This is a genomic window from Crossiella cryophila (assembly GCF_014204915.1).
GTDB lineage: Bacteria > Actinomycetota > Actinomycetes > Mycobacteriales > Pseudonocardiaceae > Crossiella > Crossiella cryophila.
The window spans coordinates 4,177,205-4,192,081 of the sequence record NZ_JACHMH010000001.1 but is presented as its reverse complement, the minus strand read 5'-3'; the positions used below and the strand labels follow the sequence as shown (position 1 = coordinate 4,192,081).

Here is a 14,877-nt window from a genome sequence, read left to right as displayed (position 1 = left end):
CACGCCTCGCCCTGGCACGCCCGCCCTCACGTGTGCCCGCTTCTCGCCCGCCCGCGCCCGCCCACACCCGGGCGTACCCGCGCCACGTGGTCTGCCGCGCGCCCGCACCCTGGCGTCTGCCGCCTCGGGCGCGTCGGCCGCGGTGTCGACGTGCTGGTTGCGTCGAGCGTGGTGCGCGGCGGTAATTGAGCGGCGGCGATGACTGGGTGTTCGGTGTTGGCGAACTCCTCCGGGAGGCACCGAACGCCCTGTGAGTGACGCTCCCGTGGCGGTGTCCCCGCCCGTGACACCCGCCCGGGAGCGTCACACCCGCCTGAGGCTCGCGCGTACGTCGGCCCCCGCGCCTCCGTCGCGGGCGGGCAGCTTGCGCCTGCTTCAGGCCAGGGGCGCGGAGTGCGGAGCGCTCGGGGCAGGGACAGGGGCGGGAGTGGCAGGGGTGGACCGCGCGGGGCGGGGAGTGGCGGGCGCAGGTGCCTGCCGAGTTGCCGAGATCCGATCTGTTCGCCCTACTTCGGATTCGCCAGACTTCGGGTCTGGAGCCTGGCTGACGTCGGGTCCTCCGGGCTTCCGGGCTGACGTCGGACCTGGCGGCTGGCTAGCGTGGCGGCATGCTCACGATCGAGGTCACCGCGACGATCGGCTGCACGCCGGCGGAGCTGCTGGAGTTCGTGATGGACGCGCGGCGGTACGCCCTGGTCGACCGCAAGATCCACCCCGTGTTGTGGGTGCGGCGAGATGGGAAGGTGACCGAGTTCGCGTTTCGGGCCAGGGTGGCGGGGTTGCCGGGGCCGGTGACGGTGTCGCGGATGCGGTTGACGCCTGGGCGGCGGGTTGATGTCGCGTTGGCGCCTGCGCCTGCCAATCGGTTGGGGCGGGTGTTCTCGGAGTTTGATGCCAGTTTTGTGTGTGTGCCGGTTGCGGGTGGGACTCGGTTGGTGCGGACGCTCAACTTTCGGTTCCGGGGCTGGTTGCGCTGGGTGGAGCCGTTGCTGCGGCGCCGGGTGACGGCGGAGGTCGAGGAGGAGGTTCGGCTGGCCAAGCGGCATCTGGAGGGGGCGGGAGGGGCGGAGGGGAAGTAGGTCGGTTCGCTCGGCAATGGCGGAGGCAGGCGGGAGCGGGGGGCATACGTTGCCGATGGCGAACCACGAGCCGGGTGCTGCGGCGACAGTGGGCGGTGGGGGTACCGGCGGCGAACAGCGCGCGGGTTGGCTCGGCGGCGGGGTGGTGCCGACTGGCCGGGTGTGACGGCTGGCGACGGGGTGACGACTGGCCGACGGGGCCGTTGCGGCGGCGGGCTGCGGCGCGGGGCGAGCGGTGTGGTTACCCGGAGGTTGAGCCAGGGCCGCCCCCGCGGTGGCTACAGCGGCTTGGTGGCTGTGGCGGCTTCGCGGGGGCGGCGGCTGGGGTCAGTTCTTGGTGAGTAGGAAGACTCGGATCTCGCGGGTTCCCGCTCGTTCGGCGTAGGTGTTGTAGGCGGGCCAGACCTTGACGATCTCGGACCAGACCTTCGCCCGCTCCTCGCCGGTCACCAGGCGGCCGGTCACTGGGAAATGCTTGGCGCGCAAGGTGATTTGGGCGTTGGGGGTCGCGAGTAGGTTCACCGACCAGGCTGGGTGGTGTTGCTGGCCCCAGTTGGAGCCGGTGACGATGAACTGCTCGCCGTAGGGCACGAACAGCAGTGGCACCGACCTCGGTTGGCCGCTCTTGCGGCCCGTGGTGGTCAGCAGCAGGGCGGGCAGGCCCAGCAGTTCGGACACGCTGATCTTGCCCTTGGTGCGCTGCTGGATCTTGACGTCCAGCGGGACGAGCTTGCGGCCGAGTTTGGCGAACCACTCCTGGCGGCCGAACTTGACCGCCAGGTTGCGAACAAGATTCATGTTTAGACCTTATTATCCCTCGGCGCGGGCTAGCGAGACCCCGAACCTACCCGCCGGGTCGGTCCACCATTTGCGCAGGTCGAAGCCTGCGGCGGCGAGTTCTCGGCGGACGCCGGACTGGCGGAACTTGGCCGAGACCTCGGTGCGCATCTCCTCCCCGGCGTCGAACTTGACCTCCAGGTCCAGGGCGTCGACCCGGACGCTCATGGGTTTGGTGGCGCGCAGGCGCATTTCGATCCACTCCCAGTCCTCGTCCCAGACCGCGACGTGCTCGAAGGCGTCTACCTCGAAGTCGGCGTCCAGTTCGCGGTTGAGCACACGCAGCACGTTGCGGTTGAAGTCCGCGGTCACGCCCTGGCTGTCGTCGTAGGCGCGGACCAGGGTGTCGGGGTCCTTGACCAGGTCGGTGCCCAGCAGCAGCCACTCCCCCGGTTCCAGGGCGGCGCGGATGTCGGCGAAGAAGTCGGCGCGTTCGGCCGGGAGCAGGTTGCCGATGGTGCCGCCCAGGAAGGCGACCAGGCGCCTGCCGCCGACGGGGAGCCGGCCCAGGTGGCGGGTGAAGTCGCCGACCACGCCGCGGACCTCCAGGCCCGGGTAGTCCTCGGCCAGCGCCGCGGTGGACTGGACCAGGGCGGCGGCGGAGACGTCCAGGGGCACGAAGCGGTGCAGGGTGTGGTTGGCGCGCAGGGCGTCCAGGAGCAGGCGGGTCTTGGCCGAGGAGCCGGAGCCGAGTTCGACCATGGTCTCCGCGCCGGTGGTGGCGGCGATCTCGCCTGCCACCTGGGTGAGCACCTCGCGTTCGGCACCGGTGGGGTAGTACTCGGGTAGCTCGGTGATCTTCTCGAAGAGTTCACTACCACGTTCGTCGTAGAACCACTTGGGCGGCAAGGACTTCGGATTGGCGGTGAGTCCACTGAGGACATCGGCGCGCAGTGCGGCGGCCGCATCGTGCTCAGTCAGGTGGATGTCCAGGACAGGCAGGGTCATCGATGATCCTCAAGGGGAATTATGTCCAGAGTGGACGAATTGGCCAGCATCAGATGCCGGTCGGGGACCGGCTGCCAGTCGCGCTCATCATCAGTTGGTTCTGAGGCGACGGTCACGGAGTTTCCCGTGTGGCGCACGGACAGCGAGTGCCACCAGGTGGTGGCCACGATGTTCGTGCCGTCGGTCAGCAACAGGTTGAGCCGGGAGTCCGGGGCGGCCGCGGCCACCGTCCGGACGAGATCGGCGACGGCGGTCGCGGCGGGTTCGCCCGCGCGCAATCGCCTGCGCAGCAACGCCCACAGCAGGGCGGAGTCGGTGGCGGCGTCCAGGGTGAGCAGGTCGGTCGCCGGGAGGGTGTCGGCCAGGGCGGCGAGGGAATGCGGCCAGCCGGTGACTTTTCCGTTGTGGCTGAACAGCCAGCCCTCGGCGAGGAAGGGGGCGTTGGCGGATTCGGCGACCGGCATGCCGACGGTGGCCGAGCGCACCGCGGCCAGCACCGCACCCGCGGACACCGCACCCGCCCAGGAGGCGAACGAGGTGTCAGTCCACAGTGGACTCGCGGTGCGGTGCCGGACCGGGGCGGCGCCGGGCGTGGGGTACCAGCCGACGCCGTGGCCGTCGGCGTTGATCGTGCCGCCGCCGCGCATGTCCGCGGGCGCCCAGGACTGCCGCAGCAACGAGTGCGGCGGGGTCAGCACCAGGTCGGCCAAGGGCATGGCGGGGCCCAGGTAAGCCAGGTGGCGGCACACGCCTAGCGGTTCACTTCCCCCGGTCGCGCGTCGCGCGCGCACCGGAATCCACTGAAGATCTGCCGGCGGACCGGGTGGTCCCAGTTGCGGAAGGTGCCGCGCACCGCCACCTGATCAGTGCCGAAACTGCCGCCGCGCAACATCTTGTAGTCGCCGCGGAAGAACACCTCGGAGTACTCGTCATAGGGGAAGGCGGCGAAACCGGGGTAGGGCGTGAAGTCGCTGTCCAGCCACTCCCAGACATCGCCGATGAGCTGGCGCACCCCCAGCGGGGAGGCGCCGTCCGGATAGGACCCGGCCGGTGCGGGACGCAGGTGCCGCTGGCCAAGGTTGGCGTGTTCGGGGCCGGGATCGGCGTCGCCCCAGGGATATCTGCGGGATCTGCCGGTGGCCGGGTCGAAGCGGGCGGCCTTCTCCCACTCCGGTTCGGTGGGCAGCCGCTTGCCGGCCCAGCCGGCATACGCCTGGGCCTCGTGGAAGCTGACGTGCACCACGGGTTCGTTGTCCGGCACCGGTTCCAGCACGCCGAAGCGCCTGCGCAGCCAGCCGTCGTGGCCGTCGGAGCGCCAGAACAGCGGGGCGGAGAGGTTGGCGCGCTGCCGGTGTGCCCAGCCCGCCTCGCTCCACCAGCGTTCGTCGTCGTAGCCGCCGGCGGCGATGAACTCGCGGTAGGCGCCGTTGGTGACCGGGGTGGTGTCCAGGAAGAAGTCGGCCACGTGCACCGGGTGCGCGGGGCGTTCGTTGTCCAGCGCCCACGGTTCGGTGGAGGTGCCCATCTCGAACCGGCCGCCGGGGATGAGCACCTCGGCCGGAAGTCTGTCCACATCGGACGGTGCGTCGGGTGGCGGCGGGGCGTGCAGGACGGCCCGGCCGATGCGGAGCTGGTGGGTGGCGAGCATGGTCTCGTCGTGCTGCTGCTCGTGCTGGGCGATCATGCCGAAGACGAACGCGCCGTCGAGCAGCCGGCCGCCTTCCAGCGGTGAGGTGTCCAGCACGTCCAGGACCTTCTCCCGCACCTCGCGCACATAGGTCCTGGCCTCCCGCGGGTTGAGCAGCGGGAGTTGCGGACGGCCCGCGCGGGGGTGCTTGAAGGCGTCGTACAGCTCGTCGATGTCCTGGCGCACCGGGTCGCGGCCGCCGACATCGCGCACCAGCCAGAGTTCCTCCTGGTTGCCGATGTGGGCGTAGTCCCAGATCAGCGGGGACATCAGCTTGGAGTGCTGTTTGACCAGGTCGGCCTCGTCCACCGACTCGGTGAGGCCGGTGCTGCGATTCCTGGCCCGCTGTAAGGATTCCGCGACGGAACCGCGTAGCTGCTCGATGGGCAGATCGACTGGGTTGGTGGTCATGCCAGCTCCTCGGCCGCGCCGACCGGAGCACGGCCGGCCAACAGGTATCCCACGGTCTCCTCGACCAGCGCCCTGGTGGCGGCTGGCAGCCCTAGCTCGGGCAACGCGCGCAGCGCCAGGTCGAAGACCCGTGGCGCCACCATGGCCAGCACCGGATCGGTGAGTCCGTGCCTGGCCGCCTCGACCCAGCGGTCGGCTGCCTGACTCACCGCGTCCAACGCGCTGTCCACTGTGGACTCGCGGTGGAACAGCGCGATCAGCAGCGCCACCGGGACGGTCCATTCGCCGGTCGGCTGGGTGTCCAGGTAGCGGATCTCGAGGTACCCGCGCGGGCGGACCGGCGGGAACATCGTGGTCAGGTGGTAGTCCAGGTCGTCGGTGCTGGGACGGCGCTCCAGCGCGCCGTCGGCCCAGGCGCCGAAGGTCAGGCCCGGCGGCGCGTCCCAGCAGGTGCCGGGGCGGCGCAGGCAGATCAGCGGGGTGTCCATGACCCGGCGGGCCCAGTCCGCGGCCGGGTCGGTGCTGACCTCGCCCGCCCTGGTGCGGTTGGGGTCGGTGCCGAACAGGGTGCGCATCCGGGCCGAGGCCCAGCCGGTGCGCCGCCCGGCGAACTCCGCTGAGTTGGCGAAGGCCGCCGCCATCACCGGCCCCAGCGCGTGTGCGGCGGCCCAGCGGGTGGCGACCCGGTCGGGTTCGCCCGCGTCCACGCAGACCTGGAGTCCGGCTGTGCTGCACATCATGGTCCGGCCGTCCGGCCCTCGGCGGTTGAACGCGGTCTCCATGGCCGCGTAGCGCGGGACCTGGAGCAGGCGGTGCGGGAGCCGGTGCGCGTCGATGCCGTGCTGGCCCAGCCGGAGCCCGGCGGTGCGCAGGAGTTCGACGAGATAGGCGATGTCGGCGGTGGCCACGGGCAACAGCCCGGCCAGGCTGGGCGCCGGTTGGGAAGAGATCTCGACCTGGCCACCGGGTTCGACGGTGATCAGGGAGCCGTTCGGGAGCGGATGGTGCGGGCTGCCCGGGTCCAGCAGCGGTGGTGCGTGCGTACCCAAAGCGTCACGGAGAGTATCCGTACTGAGCGGGCGACGGGGCTGGTCCGCGTGGTGCACGGTCCATTCCAGTTCGACCCCGACCAGCGCCGGTGGGCCGGTTTTGAAGCAGACAGAGGCGACATATGCCTCAGCCTCCGCCCGGTCGTGCAGCGGTTGGGACAGCGGTTCCGCGAAGGTGGTGGCTTCTGACGGCATCACTTTTGATCACCCCTTGTGATCGACCGACATCCGAAGCTACACGCCGAAAGTGAACCTCGCACTCCAACGATCGGCTTGCCGGGGGTCGGTGCCGCTGGGGGCGAGGTTCTTGGCCCGGGTACTTGGGCTGGGGTGGCCGGGGCTGCTGGTGGGCGGCGAGCCGGACGATTTGGTTTGGGGCCCTGGGTCATGCCGAATTGGAATGAAGGGGCAGGCGACGAAGGCTGCCCAATCGAGGGGGTTTGGGGGGCGGTTCGCAAATTCGGCGGGTTTAAGCGGGAGGGTGGCCTCTACCACTTGTTTTGCTTTGTTTGGTGGCGGCTTCGCTGATCGCTGGGACTTTTGTGGACCGAGGGTTCGGGTGGGTTTCGATTTGGGCTGCGGACTTGCCGAGTTGGACTGAGTTTCAGGCTTTCCGACCGCCGGAATTTGCCTCTCCGGGGTCGCTGGATAAGCGAAGCCGGGGTGCTGCGGGCGCAGCTTGGGCTGGGTGTCCTTGGCTGCGCCCGCAGCGGCTACCGGCTGGGGTGGTCAGCCGGCCTTGGCGTTGGAGCGGCCGCGCAGCACGGTGTTGGCGGTGCTGTTGGCCTTGATGGCCGCTTCGATCTGGGCCATGGTCGAGCCCGAGGTCAGGCCCGGCACCGTGGTGGTGTTGAGGGCGTACAGGGTGAAGGTGTAGGGGTTGGTGTTGCCGCCGGGGCAGGGGCCGAAGAACTTCTGCGCGTTGGCCCCGCTGCCCATGGCCTTCTGCTTGGCGCCGCCCTGACCGGGGACGGTGAAGCCCGCCGGCAGGTCATCGGGCAGCTTCAGGGTCGAGGCGGGGATGTCCCAGATCGCCCAGTGCAGCTTGTTGCCGTTGTTGACCCGGTCGGCGAAGACGATCGCGTACGCCTTGGCGCCCGCGGTGCCCGCGCCCCAGGCCAGCGGCGGGGACGGGTCCTGGCCCGCGACCTTGTCCCCGGCACAGGTGTGCCGGGCCGGGATCATCGCGTTGTCGGCGAAGGCGGTGCTGGCCAGCTTGAAGTCGCCGGGCTGGGGTTCGCCGCCGTCGTACTGGACGTCGATGCGCAGGATGCGGTCGTTGTTCGCGGTGCCGTCCTTGTCGGTGCTGGTGGTCAGCCAGATGTCACCCTGCTTGTCCACCTCCACCGTGCGCAGCCTGCCGTAGCTGCCCTGGAAGTAGATCTTCTGGTCGACCAGGTTGCCGCTGGCGTCGATGCGCATCCGGTAGATCCGCTCGCCCTTGGTGGTGGCGACGAAGACGTGGTCGTTGATGATGGTCAGCCCGCTGGGGCTGGCCGCCGCGGTGGACCAGGTCTTCTTCGGCGGGATGGTGCCCGCGCAACCCGAGCCGGACGTGCCCTCGCACTTGTCCCAGCCGTAGTTGCCGCCCTTGGTGATCAGGTTGACCTCGTCCTGGCTGGAGTTGCCGAACTCCGAGGCCCACAACCGGCCCTGCGAGTCGAAGTCCAGGCCCTGCACGTTGCGGTGGCCGTAGCTCCAGATCGCCTTGCCGGGGAAGGGGTTGTCCGCCGGGATGCTGCCGTCGGCGTTGAGGCGCAGGATCTTGCCCGCGTTGTTGTTCAGGTTCTGCGCGTTCGGGCCGTTCTGGGCGTCACCGGTGGAGATGAACAGGTGCTTGCCGTCCGGGCTGAAGCGCAGTCGGCCGCCGTTGTGGAACCGGCTCTTCGGGGTGCCGCTGAGCAGGGTCTGCCAGCCGGAGAGGGTGTTGCCCTCCAGCTTGACCCGCACGAGCTGATTGCCCGAACCGGCCGTGTGGTAGATGTACACAAATCCGTCGCTGGCGAAGTTGGGCGAGACCTCCAGGCCCAGTGCGCCGCCCTCGCCGCCGGTGCTCTGCGCGCCGGGGATCTTGCCGAGCACGGTCTTCTGACCGGACGGGGTCACCCGCAGCACGTTGAAGCTCTCCCGCTCGGTGACCAGCGCGGAGCCGTCGGGCAGGAACGCCAGGCCCCAGGCCACGTCCACGCCGCCGACGATCTGGCTGACCGCGCCCGGCTCGGGCACGCCGGTGCCGCCGCTGGGGTTGGTGGTCACGGTGATCGAGGCGGACAGGTCGGAGCGGTTGCCCGCGGCGTCCCGAGCGCGCACCTGGAAGGTGTAGGCCTTGTTCGGGGCCAGGCCGGCCGCGGTGTGCGTGGTGGTGCTGCCGTCGGCGGTGCCGGTCTGCGCGCCGTCGGTGAAGATCTCGTAGCCGGTGACCTTCACGTTGTCCGTGGAGGCGGTCCAGGCCAGGTCGATGCTCGTCGAGGTCTTGCCGGGCGAGCGCAGCGAACCGGGGATGGTCGGCTTCTCGTTGTCCGGCGGGGCCGGGTCGGTGCGCACCGGCACCGGGTTGGACGCCTGGGAGACGTTGCCCGCGGCGTCCTTGGCGAAGACGGTCCAGTCGTAGAGGGTGTCCGGCTCCAGGTTGTCCACCGTGGCGGACAGGACCGCGCCGACGCTCTTCATCAGCTGGCCGTGCTGGTAGATGTCGTAGCCGGTGACGCCCACGTTGTCGCTGGCCGCGTCCCAGGCCAGCGAGACCGAGGTGGCCGACTTGCCGGTGGAGCGCAGGTTCGGCGGCGGGGTCGGGGCCTGGGTGTCGGTGCTCTCCACGGAGAGCTTGTCCACGTTCGGGCCGCCGTTGGCGGTGACCGCGGTGGCCCGGATCTTGTTCGCGCCCGCCTTCAGGGTGGCGGTGATGTTCTTGGTGGTCCAGGTGGTCCACGCGCCGGTGCCCTCGAAGGCCAGGTCGTTGGCCACGATCGCGCCGTCGACGGCGACGTCCATGGCCCGGTTCACCGCGGTGCCGTTGGCATAGCGCAGGGTGAGGGTCTGGGTGCCCGCGGCGGCCGCGGTGACCGTCCACTCGACGTAGCTGCCGGTCACGTTCGCGTAGTTGACGAAGCCCCGGCCGGTGAACCCGGCGTGGTTGGACTCGACGACTCCCTGGGAGATCGAGGCGTCCTCGGCCTCGTGGTCGGTGGGCGCCGCGCTCGCGGCGGGAGCGGAGCCCACGGCGAACGCCGCGAGCGCCACAGCGATGGAGGCCGCGGTCACACGTCGTGACCGGGTTGGACTCGTTGCCACAGTTACCTCACACAGCTTGCGGAAGTGCGGTCGTCTGCAGGGGGCGGCGGACGTGCGCGAGCTGGCGGACTCACCTGGTGCCTGTCCGGTGAAAACGCGGACAGTAAACAAAGTTTCCTAACCTGCGGGCCAGATAACACCACCGGGACACCGGACTGTCAACGGCCGGTCGTCGGGTTGCGAGAACGTTTGCAGGAATGAACCCGATCGGCCGTGGGATGAATCCCAGACTGTGAAGTACGTACGTACGGTTTGCACCCGCCCGGTTCGGACTGTCACGATCAGTAGGTGCCACGGGTAAGTCAGGACCACCTCGACGCGCGCCGCCGCCAGATCCTCGACGGAGCGCGGAGTTGCTTCGCCCGCTTCGGGTACGAGGGTGCCACGGTCCGCCGCCTCGAGGAAGCCACCGCGCTCTCCCGCGGCGCCATCTTCCACCACTTCCGGGACAAGGAGTCGTTGTTCCTGGCGCTGGCCGAGGACGACGCGCACCGGATGGCGCAGGTGGTGGCCGAGCAGGGCCTGGTGCAGGTGATGCGCGAGCTGCTCAAGCACGAGTCGCACGACGGCGGCGAGCACCCGGCGGACTGGCTGGGCACCCGCCTGGAGGTCTCCCGGCGACTGCGCACCGACCCGGACTTCCGGTCCCGCTGGGCCGAACGGTCCGAGGCGCTGACCGCGGCCACCCGGGCCCGGTTGCAGCGGCAGCGGGAGGCCGGGAACCTGCGCGACGACGTGGATGTCGACGTGCTGACCGGGTTCCTGGAACTGGTCCTGGAAGGTCTGGTCTCGCACCTGGCGATGGGGTTGCCCGCCGACGACCTGGACCCGGTGCTGGACCTGGTCGAGGAAACCGTGCGACGCCACCGCCGCACCCTGCCCTAGCCCCCGGCCCGTACGACAACGGCCAACAAGGCGTACAAGAACCGCCAACACTGCGTACAAGAACCGCCAACACGCGGGGCGGGGTTCATGCCTCGCGCGTGTTGGCCGTTCTGGGACGGTGTGTTGGCCGTTGTCGTACGGGGTGTTGGCCGTTTTGGGGTGGGGTTTTGGGTGTTGTGGGTGGGTTAGGGGGCGGGGCTGGCTTCGGTGAGGTGTTCGCCGAGGGCGGCTCGGGTGCGGCGGACGTGCTGGCGGGCGAGTTCGGCGGCCAGGCCGGCGTCGCGGTTGCGGATCGCGGTGACCAGGGCCTGATGTTCGGCGATGCTGTCCGCGCCGCGGGCGGGGGCGACCGCGGCGAAGTAGAAGCGGACCCGCTTGGCCAGGCCGGCCCGGATGCCGGCGAGGACCTCGTTGTGCGCGCAGGCCGCGATCGCGGCGTGGAAGTGCTCGTTGATGGTGGGCAGCCGCTCGGGTTCCTCGCAGTCCAGGGCCTCCCGGCCGAGTTCGACCAGTTCGGTCAGCCGGGCCAGCTGCGGTTCGGTGCGGCGCAGCGCGGCCTTGGCCGAGATCTCGCCCTCCAGCACGGTGCGCGCCTCGAACAAGTCCACCACCTCCTGGGTGGACCAGGTGCGCACGAAGGCGCCGTCGCGCGGCCGCAGTTCGATCCAGCCCGCGGCGTCCAGCGCGCGCAGCGTCTCACGGATCGGGATACGACTCACCCCGAAATGGGCGGCCAGTTCCTCCGGGTCCAGGCGCTGTCCCGGGGCCAGGGTGCCGTCCAGGATCGCCTCCTCCAGCAGGCGATACAGCTGATTGCCCAACGGGGTCGGCGCGCTGAGTCCGGGCAGCTCGGTTACCTTGGCCGTCGGCGTGTCATTGCGCGGCCTGGGCACGAGCGCCTCCTAGTTGCCATATCAACAATCTGCTGCAAATACTGTAGCCATTTCCGTCCGCCGCCAAACCGAGGATGCGCATGCCCGACCAGCTCGACCAGGTCCAGCACTCCCCCGTCCGGCAGGCGCCGACCGCCCTGCTCGCCATCGGGCTGACCAGCGGTCTGCTCTCCGGATTGTTCGGTGTCGGCGGCGGGGTCCTGATCGTTCCGGCCCTGGTGCTGTTGGCGGGTTTCGGCCAGAAGCTCGCGCACGGCACCTCACTGGCCGCGGTGGTGCCGATCTCGATCACCGGCGCCATCGGCTACGCGGTGGACGGCTCGGTGAACTGGATGGTGGCCGCGTTGCTGGCGGCCGGTTCCATGGCCGGCGCGGTGCTGGGCACCTGGCTGCTGCACGTGCTGCCGGTGCGCTGGCTGCGTTACGGCTTCGCCGCGGTGCTGCTGTTCACCGCGATCCGGCTCGGTTTCGAGACCCCGCAACGACTCGGCGAGGTCGAACTCGGCGTGGGCGGGGCGGCGCTGATGCTCGCGCTGGGCCTGCTGGTGGGCACGCTGTCCGGGATGTTCGGCGTGGGCGGCGGGATCATCATGGTGCCGGCCATGATCCTGCTCTTCGGCATCAGCGATGTGGTCGCCAAGGGCACCTCGCTGCTGGTGGTGATCCCGACCGGGATCATCGCCACCGTGCAGAACCTCAAGCGCGGCAACACCGATCTGCGCTCGGCCACGATCCTCGGCCTGGCCGGGGTGGTCTCGGCCTACGGCGGCGTGCTGCTCGCGCTGCTGCTGCCGCCGCGGCTCTCGGTGGTGCTCTTCGCCGCGCTGCTGGCCTTCACCGCCTATCGCATGCTCCGGGCCAAGTCGGACTAGCTCAGCCGCCGGTGAACCGGCTGAAGAAGGTCACGATCGGCTCGAACTGGTTGAGGATGCCGTTGAGCCAGGCCAGTGCCGAGTCGGCGTTGACGAGCAGCCACACCCCGAGCGCGACGGCCCCGATCACCAGCACCACCGCCACCAGCGCGGCCACCAGCAGCAACCGGAACACAAGCCTGCGGACACCTCTGGCCGTGTCGGAGCCCGCCGCCGCCCTGGCGGATTCGACGTACTTGTTCAGCTGAGCCATCTCACGTCTCCTTCGCTGTTGCCGTTCCTTCCATCTAATCATATAGTCACATTGCAATGTATGCATGAGTTATTCGCGGGAGGCAGGTGGGACCCGATGGCGAGTACCGAGGACGGCGGGCTGTTCGGCGGACGCGGCGAGCTGGTGTTCGCGCTGCTCGCCGGTGCCCTGCTGGGTGCGGGCGCGGCACTGGACGCGCTGGGCGCGGCGCCGGAGGTGTTCCTGGGCGTCAACGTGCTCGCGTTCGCCTTCGGCGCCTTCCACACCGTGCCCGAGGCGTACCAGAAGATCCGGGCCAGGCGGTTCGAGATCGACTTCCTGATGCTGGTGGCCGCGGCGGGCGCGGCGGCCCTCGGCTCGGTTGCCGAGGGCGCGCTGCTGCTGTTCCTGTTCGGCCTCGGCCACGCCCTGGAGGGCTACGCGCTGACCAGGGCCCGGCGCTCGATCGAGGCCCTGGCCGACCTGGCCCCGAAGACCGCGCTGGTCCGGCGCGGGGGTGACCTCACCGAGGTGGCGATCGACGAGCTGCGGATCGGCGAGGTGGTCCTGGTCCGGCCGAACCTGCGACTGCCCGCCGACGGGTTCGTGCTCGCCGGTCTGAGCAGCGTCGACCAGGCCCCGGTGACCGGGGAGAGCGTGCCCGCGGACAAGAGCCCGGTGCCCGACGCCGAGGCCGCCGCGGCCGACCCGGACCTGGTCCCGGCGCGGTCCCGGGTGTTCGCGGGCACGATCAACGGCGCGGGCGCGCTCGAGGTGCGGGTCACCCGGCTCGCGGCGGACAGCACCCTGGCCAGGGTGGTCCGGCTGGTCACCGAGGCCCAGGACAAGACCTCGCCGACCCAGCGGTTCACCGACCGGTTCCAGCGGATCTTCGTCCCGGTGGTGCTCGCCGGGGTGGTGCTGCTGCTCTTCGCCGGCCTGGTCATCGACGAACCCTTCGGCGCCACCCTCTACCGGGCCCTGGCCGTGCTGGTCGCCGCCAGCCCGTGCGCGCTGGCCATCGCCACCCCGAGCGCGGTGCTCTCCGCCCTGGCCCGCGCGGCGCGGACCGGCGTGCTGGTCAAGGGCGGCGCGCCCCTGGAGGAACTGGGCAGGCTGCGGGCGATCGCCTTCGACAAGACCGGCACCCTGACCCAGGGCAGCCCGCGCCTGGCCGACGTGGTGACCGCCGCCGGAGTCAGCGCGGAGGAGCTGCTCGCCGTCGCCGTGGCCGTGGAGAGCCAGAGCGAGCACCCCCTGGCCAGGGCCGTGGTCCGGGACGGCCGCGCCCGCCTCGGCGACCTCGCCACACCGACGGCGACCGGGGTCCGCTCGGTCACCGGTCGCGGTGTGCTGGCCACCGTCGCGGGCACCGAGGTCTGGCTCGGCAAGCGCGAGCTGTTCACCGAACTGGACCTGACGCCGCCGCGCGAACTCGACGACGCCCTGACCCGCCTGGAAGCCGAGGGCCGCACCACGATGCTCCTCCGCGCGGGCGGGCGCTGGCTGGGTGTGCTCGGCCTGATGGACCTGCCGCGGCCCCGGGCGGCCGCGGTGATCAGCCGCCTGCACCGGCTCGGCATCCGGCGCACGATCATGCTTTCTGGGGACAACCAGCGGGTGGCCACCGCCGTCGCCGCCGAGGTCGGGGTCACCGAGGCGCACGGCGATCTGCTGCCCGAGCACAAGGTCGCCCAGGTGACCCGGCTGCGCGGGCGTGAGGGCCGGGTGGCCATGGTCGGCGACGGGGTGAACGACGCCCCGGCCATGGCCACCGCCACGGTCGGCATCGCCATGGGCGCCGCTGGCTCCGACGTGGCACTGGAAACCGCCGACGTCGCCCTGATGGCCGACGACCTGGACACCCTGCCCTTCGCCGTCGGCCTGAGCCGCCGGGCGGGCCGGATCATCCGGCAGAACCTGTTCGCCAGCCTCGGCGTGGTCGCGGTGCTGATCCCGGCCACCGTCCTGGGTCTGGGCATCGGCGTCGCGGTGGCCGTGCACGAGGGCTCCACCCTCATCGTGGTGGCCAACGCACTGCGCCTGCTGGCCTACCGCGACCGCTCGGCCAGGACCTAGCCGCGCAGCACCGCGAGCTTGCTCAGCGTGCTGCGCCCGGTGATCCGCACCCGCGGACCCGGCGCCTGGATCGCACCCGGCAGCGCCCGCTTGCCCAGCACCGCGCTGCCCTCGTCCAGCACGGTCGCGTTGTGCGGCACCGTGATGATCACCTTGCCGCAGAAGGCGGTGGCCACCACCTCGACCTCGGTGTCCCCGGAGAGCCCGGACAGGTCCAGGATCACCGCGCCGAAGACCGCCTTGACCTCCACCCGCCCCGGCTCCATCGCGCGCTGGATCTTGCTACCCACCGCGACCACCCGCTGCGCCGGCACCTCGGGCGCGCCGAGGTCGGCCAGCACCGGCAGCAGCTCGGCCGAGGTGCGCGCGGCGTAGGCCCTGGCCAGTCGCTCGTTGTGCTCGGGCCAGGTCAGCCTGCCGTCGGCGACCGCGGTGTTGAGCCGGGCGACCGCGACCTCCCGCTCCTGATCGGTGATCCGCAGCACCGGACGATGGTCCTCGACGGCCATGACTGTCCCCCTGGTTCTCTCAGTGCGTGAGATTCTTTCGTGACGCTGAGTTCTCGTCAAGCGCACCGGCGGCCAACCGAACGGGTCAAGGTGCTGGCGCCGTCC

Annotated in this window: 13 protein-coding genes; 4 read left to right on the top strand and 9 right to left on the bottom strand. The window is 70.6% G+C overall.

The annotated features are described in order from the left end of the window. The first annotated feature begins 608 nt into the window (after nt 1-608). Nucleotides 609-1,079 carry an SRPBCC family protein gene (locus tag HNR67_RS18725; RefSeq protein ID WP_185003540.1) on the top strand — a complete coding sequence of 157 codons (471 nt, stop codon included), beginning with the start codon at nt 609-611 and terminating at the stop codon, nt 1,077-1,079. A gap of 327 nt (nt 1,080-1,406) precedes the next feature. On the opposite strand, the gene HNR67_RS18720 is transcribed toward HNR67_RS18725, so the two are convergent. From HNR67_RS18720 to HNR67_RS18695, 6 genes are all read right to left on the bottom strand, one after another. Next, nucleotides 1,407-1,877 (bottom strand): nitroreductase family deazaflavin-dependent oxidoreductase, encoded by a 471-nt coding sequence (locus HNR67_RS18720; protein ID WP_185003539.1) that lies wholly within the window; start codon nt 1,875-1,877, stop codon nt 1,407-1,409. A 12-nt stretch (nt 1,878-1,889) separates the two neighbouring features. Next, the gene (gene egtD, locus HNR67_RS18715; RefSeq protein ID WP_185003538.1) at nt 1,890-2,864 is read right to left on the bottom strand and encodes an L-histidine N(alpha)-methyltransferase; all 975 of its coding nucleotides are present in this window, start codon (nt 2,862-2,864) and stop codon (nt 1,890-1,892) included. Then, on the bottom strand, nt 2,861-3,613 hold the full coding sequence (gene egtC / locus HNR67_RS18710; RefSeq protein WP_185003537.1) for an ergothioneine biosynthesis protein EgtC: 753 nt from the start codon (nt 3,611-3,613) through the stop codon (nt 2,861-2,863). Before egtC ends, egtD begins: the two co-directional genes overlap by 4 nt. A gap of 2 nt (nt 3,614-3,615) precedes the next feature. Then, nucleotides 3,616-4,962 (bottom strand): ergothioneine biosynthesis protein EgtB, encoded by a 1,347-nt coding sequence (gene egtB, locus HNR67_RS18705; protein WP_185003536.1) that lies wholly within the window; start codon nt 4,960-4,962, stop codon nt 3,616-3,618. Then, the gene (gene egtA / locus HNR67_RS18700; RefSeq protein WP_185003535.1) at nt 4,959-6,206 is read right to left on the bottom strand and encodes an ergothioneine biosynthesis glutamate--cysteine ligase EgtA; all 1,248 of its coding nucleotides are present in this window, start codon (nt 6,204-6,206) and stop codon (nt 4,959-4,961) included. The genes egtB and egtA overlap by 4 nt, the downstream gene beginning before the upstream one ends. Before the next feature lie 534 nt (nt 6,207-6,740). Continuing rightward, nucleotides 6,741-9,272 (bottom strand): PQQ-dependent sugar dehydrogenase, encoded by a 2,532-nt coding sequence (locus HNR67_RS18695; protein WP_312987563.1) that lies wholly within the window; start codon nt 9,270-9,272, stop codon nt 6,741-6,743. Between the two features lie 318 nt (nt 9,273-9,590). Between HNR67_RS18695 and HNR67_RS18690 the strand changes: the two genes are divergently transcribed. After that, complete coding sequence (locus HNR67_RS18690) at nt 9,591-10,187, top strand: TetR/AcrR family transcriptional regulator (protein ID WP_185003533.1); 597 nt, start codon at nt 9,591-9,593, stop codon at nt 10,185-10,187. Between the two features lie 185 nt (nt 10,188-10,372). Here HNR67_RS18690 and HNR67_RS18685 read toward each other — a convergent pair whose 3' ends face one another. Beyond that, the gene (locus HNR67_RS18685; protein WP_185003532.1) at nt 10,373-11,080 is read right to left on the bottom strand and encodes a GntR family transcriptional regulator; all 708 of its coding nucleotides are present in this window, start codon (nt 11,078-11,080) and stop codon (nt 10,373-10,375) included. A gap of 80 nt (nt 11,081-11,160) precedes the next feature. On the opposite strand from HNR67_RS18685, the gene HNR67_RS18680 reads away from it, so the two are divergent. Further along, nucleotides 11,161-11,952: a sulfite exporter TauE/SafE family protein gene (locus tag HNR67_RS18680; protein ID WP_185003531.1), complete on the top strand. Its 792-nt coding sequence runs from the start codon at nt 11,161-11,163 to the stop codon at nt 11,950-11,952. A 1-nt stretch (nt 11,953) separates the two neighbouring features. Here the strand turns inward: HNR67_RS18680 and HNR67_RS18675 are convergent, their stop codons facing one another. Next, nucleotides 11,954-12,205, bottom strand: coding sequence for a hypothetical protein (locus HNR67_RS18675; RefSeq protein WP_185003530.1), 252 nt, complete (start codon nt 12,203-12,205; stop codon nt 11,954-11,956). Nucleotides 12,206-12,301: 96 nt separating this feature from the next. On the opposite strand from HNR67_RS18675, the gene HNR67_RS18670 reads away from it, so the two are divergent. Beyond that, the gene (locus tag HNR67_RS18670; RefSeq protein WP_221489958.1) at nt 12,302-14,263 is read left to right on the top strand and encodes a heavy metal translocating P-type ATPase; all 1,962 of its coding nucleotides are present in this window, start codon (nt 12,302-12,304) and stop codon (nt 14,261-14,263) included. Here the strand turns inward: HNR67_RS18670 and HNR67_RS18665 are convergent. Further along, a complete protein-coding gene (locus HNR67_RS18665; RefSeq protein ID WP_185003528.1) occupies nt 14,260-14,772 on the bottom strand; it encodes a DUF1707 SHOCT-like domain-containing protein in 513 nt (170 codons plus the stop codon). The genes HNR67_RS18670 and HNR67_RS18665 overlap by 4 nt on opposite strands. Nucleotides 14,773-14,877 lie beyond the last annotated feature (105 nt).